At 70.7% G+C, this 13609-nt stretch carries 12 protein-coding genes; 7 read left to right on the top strand and 5 right to left on the bottom strand.

Translation table 11 applies throughout. The features are described from left to right. The first annotated feature begins 539 nt into the window (after positions 1–539). Both EIZ44_RS28165 and EIZ44_RS28160 read left to right on the top strand, forming a co-directional pair. Positions 540–1193: a class I SAM-dependent methyltransferase gene (locus EIZ44_RS28165; protein WP_134732268.1), complete on the top strand. Its 654-nt coding sequence runs from the start codon at positions 540–542 to the stop codon at positions 1191–1193. Next, a complete protein-coding gene (locus EIZ44_RS28160; protein ID WP_134732266.1) occupies positions 1193–1825 on the top strand; it encodes a class I SAM-dependent methyltransferase in 633 nt (210 codons plus the stop codon). Before EIZ44_RS28165 ends, EIZ44_RS28160 begins: the two co-directional genes overlap by 1 nt. A 4-nt stretch (positions 1826–1829) precedes the next feature. Here the strand turns inward: EIZ44_RS28160 and EIZ44_RS28155 are convergent, their stop codons facing one another. Then, positions 1830–3134, bottom strand: a complete 1305-nt coding sequence (locus EIZ44_RS28155) for a M20/M25/M40 family metallo-hydrolase (protein WP_134732264.1) — start codon at positions 3132–3134, stop codon at positions 1830–1832. After that, a complete protein-coding gene (locus EIZ44_RS28150; protein ID WP_134732262.1) occupies positions 3127–3954 on the bottom strand; it encodes a M55 family metallopeptidase in 828 nt (275 codons plus the stop codon). The genes EIZ44_RS28155 and EIZ44_RS28150 overlap by 8 nt, the downstream gene beginning before the upstream one ends. Before the next feature lie 188 nt (positions 3955–4142). Between EIZ44_RS28150 and EIZ44_RS28145 the strand changes: the two genes are divergently transcribed. From EIZ44_RS28145 to mptB, 5 genes are all read left to right on the top strand, one after another. After that, a complete protein-coding gene (locus EIZ44_RS28145; RefSeq protein ID WP_240691434.1) occupies positions 4143–5927 on the top strand; it encodes an ABC transporter substrate-binding protein in 1785 nt (594 codons plus the stop codon). A gap of 6 nt (positions 5928–5933) precedes the next feature. Further along, entirely contained in the window at positions 5934–6962 is a 1029-nt protein-coding gene (locus tag EIZ44_RS28140) for an ABC transporter permease (RefSeq protein WP_037805958.1), read from the top strand. Then, positions 6959–7876: an ABC transporter permease gene (locus EIZ44_RS28135; protein WP_134732260.1), complete on the top strand. Its 918-nt coding sequence runs from the start codon at positions 6959–6961 to the stop codon at positions 7874–7876. Before EIZ44_RS28140 ends, EIZ44_RS28135 begins: the two co-directional genes overlap by 4 nt. Further along, a complete protein-coding gene (gene nikE / locus EIZ44_RS28130; RefSeq protein WP_134732258.1) occupies positions 7873–9525 on the top strand; it encodes a nickel ABC transporter ATP-binding protein NikE in 1653 nt (550 codons plus the stop codon). Before EIZ44_RS28135 ends, nikE begins: the two co-directional genes overlap by 4 nt. A 91-nt stretch (positions 9526–9616) precedes the next feature. Continuing rightward, complete coding sequence (mptB, locus tag EIZ44_RS28125; RefSeq protein WP_134732256.1) at positions 9617–11179, top strand: polyprenol phosphomannose-dependent alpha 1,6 mannosyltransferase MptB; 1563 nt, start codon at positions 9617–9619, stop codon at positions 11177–11179. 43 nt (positions 11180–11222) lie between these two features. On the opposite strand, the gene EIZ44_RS28120 is transcribed toward mptB, so the two are convergent. From EIZ44_RS28120 to EIZ44_RS28110, 3 genes are all read right to left on the bottom strand, one after another. Beyond that, positions 11223–12032, bottom strand: a complete 810-nt coding sequence (locus EIZ44_RS28120) for a hypothetical protein (RefSeq protein WP_134732254.1) — start codon at positions 12030–12032, stop codon at positions 11223–11225. A gap of 103 nt (positions 12033–12135) precedes the next feature. Then, positions 12136–12741 carry a short chain dehydrogenase gene (locus tag EIZ44_RS28115; protein ID WP_134732252.1) on the bottom strand — a complete coding sequence of 202 codons (606 nt, stop codon included), beginning with the start codon at positions 12739–12741 and terminating at the stop codon, positions 12136–12138. After that, positions 12738–13607, bottom strand: coding sequence for a helix-turn-helix domain-containing protein (locus EIZ44_RS28110; RefSeq protein ID WP_134732250.1), 870 nt, complete (start codon positions 13605–13607; stop codon positions 12738–12740). The genes EIZ44_RS28115 and EIZ44_RS28110 overlap by 4 nt, the downstream gene beginning before the upstream one ends. Positions 13608–13609 lie beyond the last annotated feature (2 nt).

Below are 13609 nucleotides of genomic sequence, written 5' to 3'. Positions count from 1 at the left end.
TCGTGCATCTCGCGCGTAGCGAGTGCAGATGCGCGGAACTCTCCCCATCCGGCTGCCCCGGCAGGCGCAGGGGAGGTGCGTGAGAGTTCCCCTCACGGAATCTGATTCCGTGAGGGGAACCCTCACGCACCGCTCGCGTGCAGTCGGTGGGCGGGCTCGCTGACGCAGCCCTCGCTAGTAACAAAACCCCATCGGGCTCGTCGCATGCACCCAATGCCGCATTGGTGCGGCAGGCGAGGCGCAGGCGCGAGGGGGAGGCGCGGGGCGAGGCGGCCAACGGGGCGGGGCGGCTAACGAGGCGAAGCCTTGGCGCGGTCGGCGAGGCGGAGACTCGGCGCCGTCGGCGAGACTGCCGTCGGCGAGCCCGAGGTCCGTGAAGGGCTCCTTGAGGGAATCAGATTCCCTCAAGGACCCCTTCACAGCCAGCCGAGCGGCCGGACCGGGAAACCACACGGGACATCCGGGCCAGGCGGAGAAGCCATCAGCACTCGGCCAGTCGAGCGCACCGGCGCCCAGGCCCGGCGGGTATAACAGAGTCCATGCCAGACGACGCCATCGATCCCGACGAGGAAGCCCGCCGCCGGGCCGGACTCGCCCTCGCCAACGGCGACCCCACCGGGTGGTTCGAGCCCCTCTACGCCGCGGCGGAAGCGGGCGAGGCCGTCCTGCCGTGGTACCGCGGCGAGCCCTCGCCGGAGCTCGCCGCCTGGATCGCCGGGCGGCCCGGCAACGGGCGTCGCGCACTCGTCGTCGGCTGCGGCATGGCCGACGACGCCGAACTCCTCGCCGCCGCCGGATACGAGACGTCCGCCTTCGACGTCTCGCCCAGCGCGATCAAAGCCGTGCTCAACCGCTTCCCCGACACCGTCGTCTCCTACCGCACCGCGGACCTGCTCACCCCGCCCGCGGAATTCCACTACGCCTTCGACCTGGTCGTGGAGATCATGACCGTCCAGTCGATGCCCAAGGACGTCCACGACCCGGCCATCGCCTCGGTGTCCGGGTTCGTCGCCCCGGGCGGAACGCTCGTCGTCGGCGCGGTCGCCGAGGAAAGCATCGACCTCGCCACCTGGTCCGGGCCGCCGTGGCCGCTCAGCAAGGCCGAGGTCGAATCCTTCGCCCGCGACGGCGTCACCCTCGCCTCGCTGGAACGGGTCCGCGACAGCCGCTGGTGGGCGGAGTTCACCCGCTGATGCCCGAGGACCGTCCCGCGACCAGCCACGAACGCGCGGCCGGGCGTCCGTGGGACGAGTCCTATCAGGACGGTCCGGCGCCGTGGGATCTCGGCCGCCCGCAACCGGCGATCGTCGAGCTCGCCGCCGAAGGGGCATTCCGCGGCACGGTCCTCGACGCCGGCTGCGGCACCGGCGAGAACGCGCTGCACCTCGCCGCGACCGGACTGTCCATTGTGGGCATCGACGTCGCGGAAACCGCTGTCGCGCAAGCGAAAGAGAAAGCCCGCAGTCGAGGGGTCGCCGCCGAGTTCGCGGTCGGCGACGCCTTCCGGCTGTCCACTGTGGACCAGACCTTCGACACCGTCCTCGACTGCGGCCTGTTCCACACCTTCGACGCCCGAGAACGCCAGACCTACGTCGCGAGCCTCGCGTCCGTCACCGAACCGGGCGCGAGGCTGCACATCCTGTGCTTCCGCGAAACCGACGGGGACGCCGGACCGCACCCGGTCTCCCGCGCCGAACTCGAAGCGCCGTTCCAGCGCGAAACCGGCTGGCAGCTGGAAACCCTGCGCGACAGCCGGATCGTCGCCCGGTTCGCCCCGGACGGGCTTCCCGCCTGGCTGGCGACGATCCGGCGCGTCGACGCCTGACCGCTCAGCACGACTCCAGGAACCGCGTCAGCACCCGCGTCCCGAACCGCAGCCCGTCCACCGGCACCCGCTCGTCCACGCCGTGCGCCATCGCCCGGTACGGGAAGCCTTCCGGCAGCGCCAGGGGAGCGAAGCCGTAGCACGCCATCCCCAGCTGGCTGAACGCTTTCGCGTCCGTCCCGCCGCCCATGCAGTACGGCACCACGACCGCCTCCGGGTCCTCCGCCCGCAGCGCCTCGGCCATCGCGGCGAACCACGGCGAATCGACCGGAGCCTGCACCGGCGGCTGATGCGCCACGAATTCCCGCGTCACACCCTCGCCCAGCAGTGAATCCACCACCGCGAACAGGTCGTCCTCGGTCCCCGGCAGCACCCGGACGTCGACCTGCGCGGTCGCCGTCGACGGGATCACGTTCACCTTGTACCCGGCCTCGATCATCGTCGGCGTGGTGCTGTTGCGCACCGTCGGCACCACCAGCGACCCGGCCGCCCCCAGCCGCGCCACGGTTTCGTCGACCGCGTCGCCCGACGACAGGTCCACCGGCACGCCCAGCGCCGCGCCGGTCCGCTCCAGGAACGCCCGCACCGTCGGCGTCAGCTGCACCGGCCAGCGGTGGTCCGCGATCCGCTGCAACGCCCCGACCAGCCGCACGACCGCGTTCTCCGCGTTCGGCCGCGACCCGTGCCCGGCCCGCCCGCTCGCGGTCAGCCGCAGGTGCGCGGTGCCGCGCTCGGCCGTCCCGACCGGGTACAGCCGCACCTTCCGCCCGTCCGCGGCGGGCACGTGATAGCTGTACCCGCCGGACTCGCTGATCGCCGCCGCGCAGCCTTCGAACAGGTCCGCGTGCTCCTTGACCAGCCAGTGCGCGCCGTAGTCGCCGCGGTCCTCCTCGTCGGCGACGAACGCCAGCACGAGATCCCGCCGCGGCGCCAGCCCGGACGCGACGGCGGACAGCACCATCGCGCAGAAATCCTTCATGTCGACCGCGCCCCGGCCCCACAGGAACCCGTCGCGCACCTCGCCGGAAAACGGCGGTACAGACCAATCGGCGGCGCGCGCGGGCACCACGTCCAGATGCCCCTGCACGAGCAGTGCGGGCAGCGTCGGATCGGTGCCCGGGATCCGCGCGATCACGTTCGACCGCTGCGGCTCGGGCTCCAGAATCCGCGACGGAACCCCGTGCCGGTCAAGGAATTCCGCGACGTACTCGGCGGCGAGCCGTTCGCCCGCCGCCTCCCCGCCGCCGTAGTTGGTGGTGTCGAACCGGATCAGGTCCGCGCACAGCGAAACCACGTCGACCTCAGCCATAAATGCCCTGCACCGCCCCTGCCGCGATGGCCGTGACCACCTTGAACGCCTTCATCGCCTCGGTCATGCTCGGCGCCTCGAACGCGACCCGCCGCGTCCCGGTCTGCTCCACGGTCGGGATGACCGCGGTCGCCTGCGCCAGATGGCTCGCGTCGAACTCGACCTCGATCCGGTGCCGCCCCGGCGTCCGCTCGGTCCGCCCGGCCAGCCCCATCGCCTCGCGCGCGGCGGTTTCCAGCAGCCGCGCGGTGCGCGCCGGCGGCAGGCAGATCGCCGCGTACCGGCTCACGCATTCCTTGACCTGCACCAGTTCCGCGTCCGGCGCGTAGTCGCGCGCGTCCTCGCAGGTCTGGTCGTCGCCGCTGACCAGCAGCACCGGCACGCCGTACTCGCCGGCCATCGCGGCGTTCAGCCTGCCCTCGCTCGCCGGGACGTCGTCCAGCCACACGCCGGTGATCTGGTTCTCCAGGTACGTGTGCGACAGGACGCCGTCGAACCCGGCGCCGGCGTGGTAGCCGAGGAACACCACACCGTCCACACCGGAATCGATGCCCTGCATCATCGACAGCGGCTTGTGCCGCCCGGTCAGCATCCGCGCGCGTTCGTCGAGGTCTTCCAGCAGCAGGTTGCGCTGCGACGAGTGCGCCTCGTTGACGAGCACGTCGGTCGCGCCCGCCGCGTACAGGCCGGCCAGCACCGCGTTGACGTCGCCGGTGAACATGCCCCGGAACCGCTGCCACTGCGGGCTCCCGGGCACGACGTCGTCGGTCCAGGTGACCCCCGTGGCGCCTTCCATGTCGGCCGAGATCAGGATCCGCATGCCGGGCACTCTAGTGATCCGCCCCGCGACCATAACGATCGGACACGCAGCGGCGCCGTCACATATTGCGCACTTCCCGCCGTATGTGGTTACTTTTCGTCTCTGGGGTCGGGGATTGACGATGGGGTGGTTCTCAAGTGCGAAATAAGCACGGGCGGCACGGGTTGCGCCGCGTTTTCGGTGTCGTGATGGCGGGAACGCTGGCGATTCTGCCGCTGGCAGGGACGGCGGCAGCACAGGCGGCACCACAGCAGGCCCAGCCGAAGGTGCTGCGGGTCGCGCTGACCACTGGTATCGACCACTTGAACCCGTTCACCGCCGGGCTCGCCGCGTCGACCCAGGTCGGCCGGTTCATCTACGAGTTCCTGACGATCCCGTCGCAGGACAAGGCCGAGGCCTCCCCGGCGCTCGCCGAATCGTGGACGACCTCGCCGGACAAGCTGACCTGGACGTTCAAGATCCGCAAGGGCGCCAAGTGGTCCGACGGGCAGCCGGTCACCGCGAAGGACGCCGCGTTCACCTTCAACCGGATGCTCACCGACTCCACCGCGCGCACCGCGAACGGCAACTACGTCGCGAGCTTCGAGTCGGTGAAGGCGCCGGACGACACCACGCTGGTGATCAAGACCAAGACCGTCCAGTCGTCGATGACGCTGCTCGACGTCCCGATCGTGCCCGAGCACGTGTGGTCGCAGATCAAGGACCTGAGCGACCCGAAGACCGACACGATCCCGGTCGTCGGCGTCGACGACGGGCCCTACCAGATCACCGAGTACAAGCAGAACGAATACGTCAAGTTCAAGGCCAACAAGAACTACTGGCGCGGCGCGCCGAAGGTCGACGAACTGCAGCTGCTGGTGTTCAAGGACGTCGAGGCCGCGGTGAACGCCCTCAAACAGGGCGAGGTCGACGTGATCAACCGGCTCACCCCGACCCAGTTCGACGCGCTCAAGGGCCAGCCGAACATCGCGCTGAACAAGGCGCCCGGCCGCCGCTACAACGAGATCAACCTCAACCCAGGCGCCGAGAACTCCGAGAACAAGCCGATCGGCAACGGAAACCCGGTGCTCAAGGACATCCGGCTGCGCCAGGCGATCGCGCAGTCGATCGACATCAAGACCATCGTGGACAAGGTCGCGGGCGGCTACGCCCAGCCCGGCGGCGGCGTGGTCCCGCCGATCTACTCGGCCTACCACTGGGACCCGGCGCCGGGGGAGGCGCGCAAGTTCGACCTCGCCGCCGCCAACGCCGCGCTCGACGCGGCCGGCTACCCGAAGGGCCAGGACGGCATCCGCACCGCGCCCGGCGGCGCGCGCCTCGAACTGCGCCTCACCGGACACGCGAACCGCGCCCAGGACCAGCGCCTCGCCCAGTACATCACCGGCTGGCTGCACGACATCGGCATCTCGGTGAAGCAGGAACTCGTCTCCGACGACGAGCTCAACGACCGCACCAACGCGGGCAACTACGACCTCGCGATCTCCGGCTACGCGAACAACCCGGACCCGGACTACTCGCTGGCCCTGCACACCTGCGCCGCACGGCCGAACGCGGAAGGCAAGGGCGGCACCACCGACACGTTCTTCTGCGACCCGCAGTACGACGCGCTCTACGCCAAGCAGCTCGCCGAAACCGACCCGGCCGTCCGCGCCGGCTACGTCAAGCAGGCCCAGGCGCGGCTCTACAGCCAGGCTGTGAACGTCGTCTACGACTACGACGACGCCCTCGAGGCCTACCGCTCCGACAAGTTCTCCTCCTTCGGCAAGCAGCCGCAGCCCGAGGGCTCGATCCTCGAGCAGACCGCCTACTGGGGCGTGTACGGCGCGGTCCCGGCCGACGCGTCGGCCGCCTCGTCAGACAGCGGCTCCGGCACGACGGTGTGGATCGTCGTCGGCGCGGTGCTGCTCGTCGTGCTCGTGGGCGGCGGCATCGCGCTGTCCCGCCGCGGCAAGTCCGCCGACGACCGGGAGTAGCAGACCGTGAGCCAAACCCTCGCGCCCGACCAGGCCGCGGTGCTCGCCGACCCCGACGAGCACCGCGGCGGGACCGGGACCCTCCGGTTCGTCCTGACCAAGATCGCCGAGGCGGTCGCCAGCGTCTTCCTGGTGATCGTCCTCGGGTTCTTCCTCTTCCGCCTGCTGCCCGGCGACCCGGTCGCGTTCATGGCCCGCGAACGGCCCACCGACCCCGGCCAGATCGCCGAACTGCGCGAACGGCTCGGCATCGACAAGCCGATCCTCGCGCAGTTCGGGAACTACTTCGCCGGCCTCTTCCAGGGCGACTTCGGCGAGTCCTACATCGAACGCCGCCCGGTGCTGGACATGATCGGCGAACGGCTGTGGCCGACCGTGCTGCTCGTCGGCAGCGCGACGATCCTGGCCGTCGCGCTCGGGCTGTGGCTCGGTATCCGCGCGGCGTGGAAGCGCGACAGCTTCTTCGACCGCGCGCAGACCGGGATCGCGCTGACGCTCTGGTCGGTCCCGCAGTTCTGGCTCGGCCTGCTGCTGCTCGTCGCCACCAACGGCCTGTTCCCCAGCCGCGGCATGCATTCGCCCGACGCCGGACCCGGCTTCTTCGCCCAGAGCCTCGACGTGCTGCACCACCTGATCCTGCCGTGCCTGACGCTGCTCGCGGTGTTCTACGCGCAGTACATGCTGGTGATGCGCTCGTCGCTGCTCGGCGAAATGAACGCCGACTACCTCACCACCGCCCGCGCGAAAGGCCTCCGCGACGACCTCGTCCGGCGGCGGCACGCGGTCCCGAACGCGCTGCTGCCCACCGTGACGCTGATCTTCATGCAGTTCGGCATGGTGGTCGCCGGCGCGGTCACCGTGGAAGCGGTGTTCAGCTGGCCCGGACTCGGCCAGCTCACCTACGACGCGCTGCACGGCCCGGACCTGCCGGTGCTGCAAGGGGTTTTCATCGTCCTCGCCAGCGCCGTCGTCCTGATGAACCTGTTCGCGGAGCTGCTCTACCGCGTGCTCGACCCGAGGGTGCGTGCCGCATGACCACCGCCTCGCCCGCCGCCGAAAGCGCCCGCGCGATCGCGTGGCGCCGCCGCCGCGCCGGAATCGCCCGCACCTGGCACGAGTTCGCCACCCAGAAAGCCGCGCTCACCGGGCTTTTCCTGCTCGCGCTCACCGTGCTGCTCGCCGTCGCGCTGCCGCTGATCAGCGACCCCAGCGGGCTCGACGTCACCCGCGTCACCGGAAAACCGCTCAGCCCGCCGGACGGCGAATTCTGGCTCGGCACCGACATCGACGGCCGCTCCGTGCTGCTGATGACGTTGTGGGGCACCAGGATCTCGCTGCTCGTCGGGTTCTGCGCGACCGTGCTCAGCGTGTTCATCGGCACCCTGATCGGCATCACCGCCGCGCACTTCGGCGGCTGGGTGTCGGCGGTCCTGCTGCGGTTCACCGACTTCTTCCTGGTGCTGCCGTCGCTGGTGCTGGCGATCGCGCTGTCGGCCGTGCTCCCGCGCGGGATCTGGACGATCGTGCTCGCCATCGGCGTCACCGCATGGCCGAGCACCGCGCGGCTGGTCCGCGCCCAGACGCTCACCATCGAAAGCCGCCCCTACATCGAACGCGCCCGCGCGCTCGGCGGCGGCCACCTGCACGTGATCGCCAAGCACGTGCTGCCCGGCGTCGCCCCGCTCGTGCTCGCCAACACCACCCTCGTGGTCGGCAACGCGGTCATCGCCGACGCCACCCTCTCGTTCCTCGGCGTCGGCGACCCTACCTCGATCTCCTGGGGCGCGATGCTCGAAACCGCCCTCAACAACGGCGCGGTCACCCGCGGCGCCTGGTGGAACCTGCTCCCGCCGGGCATCGCGATCGTGCTCGTCGTGCTGATGTTCACCCTCGTCGGCCGCGGGCTGGAAACCGTGCTGAACCCGCGGCTCAAAGGACGGCACTCGTGACCGCGCTGCTCGAACTGAAAAACCTCGGCGTCACCTACCGCACCGGCGGCGGCGACGTCCCCGCGGTCCGCGGCGTCGACCTGACCCTCGACGCGGGCGGCACGCTCGGCGTCGCGGGGGAGTCCGGCTCCGGCAAATCCACCGTCGCGATGAGCGTGCTCCGGCTCCTGCCGCGCAGCGCGAAGATCACCGGCGAGATCCTGCTCGACGGCGAGAACGTCAACGACATGCGCTGGGGACGGCTGCGCACGGTCCGCTGGGCCGAGGCGTCGGTCGTGTTCCAGGGCGCGATGCACGCGCTCAACCCGGTCCGCCGCGTCGGCGAGCAGATCGCCGAACCGATCCGGCTGCACGCACCCGAGGGCAAAACCCCCTCCGAAGCACAGGTGCAGGCCCGCGTCACCGAACTGCTCGGACAGGTCGACCTGCCGCGCTCGCGGGCGGGCGCGTACCCGCACGAACTGTCCGGCGGCCAGAAACAGCGCGTGATGATCGCGATGGCGCTGGCCTGCGAACCGCGGCTGGTGATCGCCGACGAGCCGACCACCGCGCTCGACGTCATCGTGCAGGCCCAGGTGCTGTCCGTGCTGTCGAAACTGGTCGCCGAACGCGGAATCGGGCTGATCATGATCAGCCACGACCTGTCCGTGCTCGCCGCCACCTGCGAACGCATCGCGGTGATGTACGACGGCGAACTCGTCGAGGAACGGCCCAGCGCCGAGCTGATGGCCTCGCCGCAGCACGACCACAGCAAAGCGCTCGCCGCGGCATTCCCGACGGTCGGCGACCCGGTCTCGCGCTACGCCCCGGCCACCGCGACCCCGCTGCCGCCGGAACCGGAGGAACGCGCCGGCTCCGACGACGCGCCGCTGCTCGCCGCCGAGAACCTGCACGTGTCGTTCCGCGACCGCAAGGGCAAGCGGATCCACGCGGTCAACGGGGTGGACCTGGAGGTCCGCCGGGACGAGATCGTCGCGCTGGTCGGCCAGTCCGGCTCCGGCAAGACCACCCTCGCCCGCACCCTGCTCGGCCTGCAGAAAGCCGACTCCGGCACGGTCCGCTACGCGGGCAAGCCGGTGCCCTCGTCCGGGGCCGGGCTGCGCGCGTACCGGCGGGAAGTCCAGCTCGTGCTCCAGGACCCGACCAGCGCGCTGAACCCGGCCCACACGGTCTACGAGGCGGTCGCCGAAGGCCCCCGCATCCACGGCCTGCCGAACGAACGCGACGTCGTGCTCCAAGCGCTCGAATCCGCCGAACTGCGCCCGCCGGGGAAATACCTCGACCGGCTCCCGCACGAACTGTCCGGCGGCCAGCGCCAGCGCGTCGTCATCGCCGGGGCCCTCGCGCTCGAACCGTCCCTGCTGCTCGCCGACGAACCGGTGGCCTCGCTCGACGCGTCCGTGCGCGGCGAGATCCTCGCGCTGCTGCTCCGGCTGCGCCGCCGGCTCGGCCTCTCCGCGCTGGTCATCACCCACGACCTCGGCCTGGCCTGGAACATCGCCGACCGGGTCGCGGTGATGTACCGCGGCGAACTCGTCGAGACGGGTACCGTCGAACAAGTCCTGCTCGAACCGCGGCACGAGTACACGAAGTCGCTGCTCGCGGCGCTCCCCGGGGGCACCGCGCAGCGGACCGCGGCCGAACGCTGACCGCGGCCCCGCCCCGGGCGCGCGCCGAACCGGCCGCGCCCGGAGCCCGTGCGGGCCCAGCCGACTGCACCCGGTAATCTTCTGGATCGAAATGGCCACTACTACCGACGACGCGCAGCCGAACGCCGGCACTCTAGACCGGCAGTTCCTGACGCCCGCGCGCTTCCCCTACCGGACCATCGCGATGGGCACGGTCGGAAGCGCCCTCCTCATGCTCGCCGCGCTCGGCGCAGGCGGCATCCTCATCCGCGACCCCGTCCTCGGCCACGGCCCGCTCTCGTGGGTCCGCTACGGCCACGGCCGGGCGCTCGCCAACGCGCTGCTCTACAGCGGCTTCGGCCTCGTCGTGTGGGCGTGGGTGCGGCTCGGCCGCTACGCGCTCGCCGGGCGCATCGGCAGCAAGCCGATCCTGATCGCCGCGCTGTGCTGGATGGCGCCGCTGATCGTGTCGCCGCCGCTGTTCACCCGCGACGTCTTCTCCTACCTCGGCCAGGGAGCGCAGCTGCTCTACGGGCTCGACCCGTACGCCAACGGCCCCGCCGAACTGCCGGTGCTGCCGAACGTCGTGCAGAACGTGCACCCGCTGTGGCAGACCACGCCCGCCCCGTACGGGCCGCTGTTCCTGCTGATCTCCAAGGGCATCGTCGCGATCACCCAGGACCACATGATCGCCGGCGTCATCCTCACCCGGGTCGTGCTGCTCGTCGGGCTCGGCATGACGCTGTGGGCGCTGCCCCGCCTGGTCAAGCACCTCGGCGGGAAGCTCCCGGTCGCGCTCTGGGTCGCGGTCGCCAGCCCGATGATGGTCATCCACCTCTTCGGCGGCCCGCACAACGACCTGATGATGCTCGGCTTCCTCACCATCGGCATGCTCGCCGCGCTCGAGCGCAAGCACGTCGTCGCGGTCGTGCTCGTCACCATCGGCATGCTGATCAAGCCGACCGCCGCCGTCGCGCTCCCGTTCATGGTCTGGATGTGGGCCGCGGACATGAAGGGCCCGTCGAAGACGAAGAACTTCTTCAAGGCCGGGGCCGCGTCCGTCGGGCTGTTCCTGCCGGTGTTCGTCGTCGGCACCTGGCTCTCGCTCGGCTCGCTCAACCTCGGCTGGTGGTCCGGCCTCAAGGCCCCGCAGCTCATCACCAACTGGCTGAACTTCCCCAGCGGCATCGGCGAGGCCGTCTACAACCTCGTCCACATCATCGCCAACGTCCAGCCCTCGCCGTTCGTCACCGTCGCCCGCGCCATCGCGATGGTCGGCCTCGTCGTGTTCGGCGTCCGCCAGTGGTGGCTCGCCCGCGGCGGCGGCAAGGAAGCCGTCTACCGCGCCGCGATCACCCTGCTCGCCGTCGCGATCCTCATGCCGCCGACCCTGCCCTGGTACCTCACCTGGGGCTTCGTGCTGATCTCCGCGTTCCCGTGGGAACGGCGGAACCTGTCGGCGATCGTGGCGATCTCGGTGTTCGTGACGCTCGTGTACTACCCGACCGGCGAGCAGGCGCTCTACGACTGGTGGTTCATCGCCATCGTCGTCGTGGTCAGCCTCTACGCCGCCGCGTCCCTACTGCGCCCCGACCCGCTCGGCCTCGTCGCCGCCTGGCGGAAGAAGCCCAAGGACGAGGAATTCCTCCCGGAACCCCCCGCCAAATCCTCCTGAGCCGGTGGTCCCGGTCCCGCACCGGGACCACCGCACTCCAGGGCTACGCGCGATTCGCGCGGTAGTTCCGGAACAGCAGGTACGTGTCGAGAATGTCCGCCGGATCGCTCTCGACCGGACGGTAGATGCCCCACTTCGGCCGCACGTAGTCGCCCTGGTCCGGCAGCTTCACCCCGGTCCGGCGACCCTGCGCGGCGATCGGCGCACCCGCACCGGCGCCGCTGCGGATCACGCACGCCGCCGCCCCCGCGTCGCCCGGAGTGAGCGTCCACTCGACCGTGATCCACTTCTCCCGCAACGGAGCCAGCTTCGCCGCCGCGATCGACGGCGAACCCGGATTCGCGTACGCGCGAGCGGAAATCATCTCCACGCCGCCGTCCCGGACCAGATCGAGCGTCACCCACGGCCCCTCGTTCGTCGCCGGGGTCTTGGTCTGGAAGATGTGCGTGAACCGGCTCGTGCCGTGCAGGCTCGCCGGAATGAACATCTCGTAGGACAGCGTCCACGTCTCGCCGTCGCGCATCTTCAACGCGGAACCGTTCTGCACCATGCCCTTCGTCTCGGTCCGCTGCCGATCCCCGCCGCCCGTGGTGTCCCGGTCGTCGCGCCAGATGGTGAACCGGTAGTGATTCCCCTCCACCACCACGTACTTCCGGTCCGGATGCAGACCGCCCCGATCCGCCTCGACGCCCTCGAACGCCTTCAGCCCGTCCTTCACCGGATCGGGATGCCACAACGGACTCGCGGCAGCGGCGAACCGGGCCAGCGGACCAGCCAGGGCCGGGACGGCGAGCGCCGCACCTGCCATCGTGCGCAGCGCCGCACGGCGCGGGAAACCACGGGAATCCGGCATCGCGGAGTGTCCTTTCCGAACAGGAACGAAAGGGGCACATCGGCCGGCGGCGCAGTACATCCGATGTCTGGTGAGTCAAAGGTAAGAGTCCTGCCGAAGGCGGTCAAGCGTAAGCCCGCACGACCGTCCCCGTGCGGTCTCCTTCGACGCAGTCCAGGTAGTGCCGCACCAGTTCGTCCATCGGCACCGGGCGCATCCCCGGGAAATGCCCGCCGAACTCGTCCGCCGAATCGCCGACCATCGTCGGGCTCACCGCGTTGACCCGCATCCCGCGCGGCAGCTCGATCGCCGCCGACAGCACGAAACTGTGCAGCGCCCCGCTGATCACCCCGCCGCCGGTGACGTGCGGCCACGCCTCATCGGCGAAAATCCCGGACGTCAGCGTGAACGAAGCGCCGTCCGCCGCGCGATGCTGCCCCTGCAGGACCAGCTCGGCCTGCCCGTAGAACTTCGCCCGCATGTTCTCGCGCAGCTCCGCCGACGTCAGCTTCGCGAACTCGTCCAACGCGCCGTGCGCGGCGATGCTCACGACCGCGTCCACCGCACCGACCTCGCGGTACATCGCCGCGATCGTCTCCGGCTCGGCCAGATCGACCCGCACCTCGCCCGACGTCCGCCCGGCCACCACGACGTCGTGCCCGCGCGACCGCAGCTCCGGCACCAGCCGTTTTCCGATCGTCCCGGCCCCGCCGACCACAAGAATTCTCATCGCACCTTCTCCTTCGCCAAGGGTTCCGCACAGCTGCGGGCCAGCAACGCGAGCGCGTCGGCGTCCGCGGCGCCCGGCAGCGCGTAGAACAGGCCGAGCTGCTGATCGTCGTCCGGCAGCGTGACCGTCTCGTTCGCGAGCGTCAGACGTCCGACCACTGGATGGTCGAGTTCGCGCACGTAGTACGAGCAGGTCCGGACCGGCCGCTTCGCCCACATCCGCGCGAACTCCGGGCTCTCCACCGCCAGCCGCCCGACCAGCTGTTCCAGCACCGGATCGTCCCGATGCCGCGCGACCGCCTGGTGCAGCGCCGCGACGGTCACCGACGCCTTGTCCGCCCAATCCCGGTACAGCGCGCGATGATGCGGGTCGAGGAACAGCATCCGCGCGATGTTCGGGCGGATCCGCTCGTCCGGCGCGTCGAACGCGACGTGCCCGGCCAGCAGGGCGTGCCCGAGCCGGTTCCACGCCAGCACATCGGCCCGGTGATCGACCACCACAGCCGGCATGGCGGGCATCGCCGCGAGCAAATCCCGCACCGCGGGCCTGAGCTTCGTCCGTCGGGACCGCGGCCGAACCGCCCGCCGCGGCGCCGCGAGCGCCCGCAGATGCTCGTGCTCGGCCGGATTCATCCGCAAGGCCGCGGCCAGCGCGTCGATCACCGCGTCCGAGGCACTACTGCTGGCCCCTTGCTCGAGCCGCGTGTAGTAGCTGACGCTGACCCCGGCCAGCTCGGCCAATTCCTCCCGGCGCAACCCGGGAACCGCGCGCCGCGTGCCGCCCGGCGCGATGCCCGCGGCCTCCGGCGTCAACCGCTCGCGACGGCTGCGCAGGAAACCGCCGAGTTCGTTGCTTCCGTTGCTCACCA

The organism is Amycolatopsis nivea, from assembly GCF_004522235.1.
Classification (GTDB): domain Bacteria; phylum Actinomycetota; class Actinomycetes; order Mycobacteriales; family Pseudonocardiaceae; genus Amycolatopsis; species Amycolatopsis nivea.
Note: the sequence above shows the minus strand (reverse complement) of the source record. Positions and strands in the feature narration are given on the sequence as shown.

Excerpts from the sequence above, each read along its gene's own strand:
- EIZ44_RS28165 (WP_134732268.1), top strand. The coding sequence starts at position 540 with ATGCCAGACGACGCCATCGATCCCGACGAGGAAGCCCGCCGCCGGGCC.
- EIZ44_RS28160 (WP_134732266.1), top strand. The coding sequence starts at position 1,193 with ATGCCCGAGGACCGTCCCGCGACCAGCCACGAACGCGCGGCCGGGCGT.
- EIZ44_RS28155 (WP_134732264.1), bottom strand. The coding sequence starts at position 3,134 with ATGGCTGAGGTCGACGTGGTTTCGCTGTGCGCGGACCTGATCCGGTTC.
- EIZ44_RS28150 (WP_134732262.1), bottom strand. The coding sequence starts at position 3,954 with ATGCGGATCCTGATCTCGGCCGACATGGAAGGCGCCACGGGGGTCACC.
- EIZ44_RS28145 (WP_240691434.1), top strand. The coding sequence starts at position 4,143 with ATGGCGGGAACGCTGGCGATTCTGCCGCTGGCAGGGACGGCGGCAGCA.
- EIZ44_RS28135 (WP_134732260.1), top strand. The coding sequence starts at position 6,959 with ATGACCACCGCCTCGCCCGCCGCCGAAAGCGCCCGCGCGATCGCGTGG.
- mptB (WP_134732256.1), top strand. The coding sequence starts at position 9,617 with ATGGCCACTACTACCGACGACGCGCAGCCGAACGCCGGCACTCTAGAC.
- EIZ44_RS28120 (WP_134732254.1), bottom strand. The coding sequence starts at position 12,032 with ATGCCGGATTCCCGTGGTTTCCCGCGCCGTGCGGCGCTGCGCACGATG.
- EIZ44_RS28115 (WP_134732252.1), bottom strand. The coding sequence starts at position 12,741 with ATGAGAATTCTTGTGGTCGGCGGGGCCGGGACGATCGGAAAACGGCTG.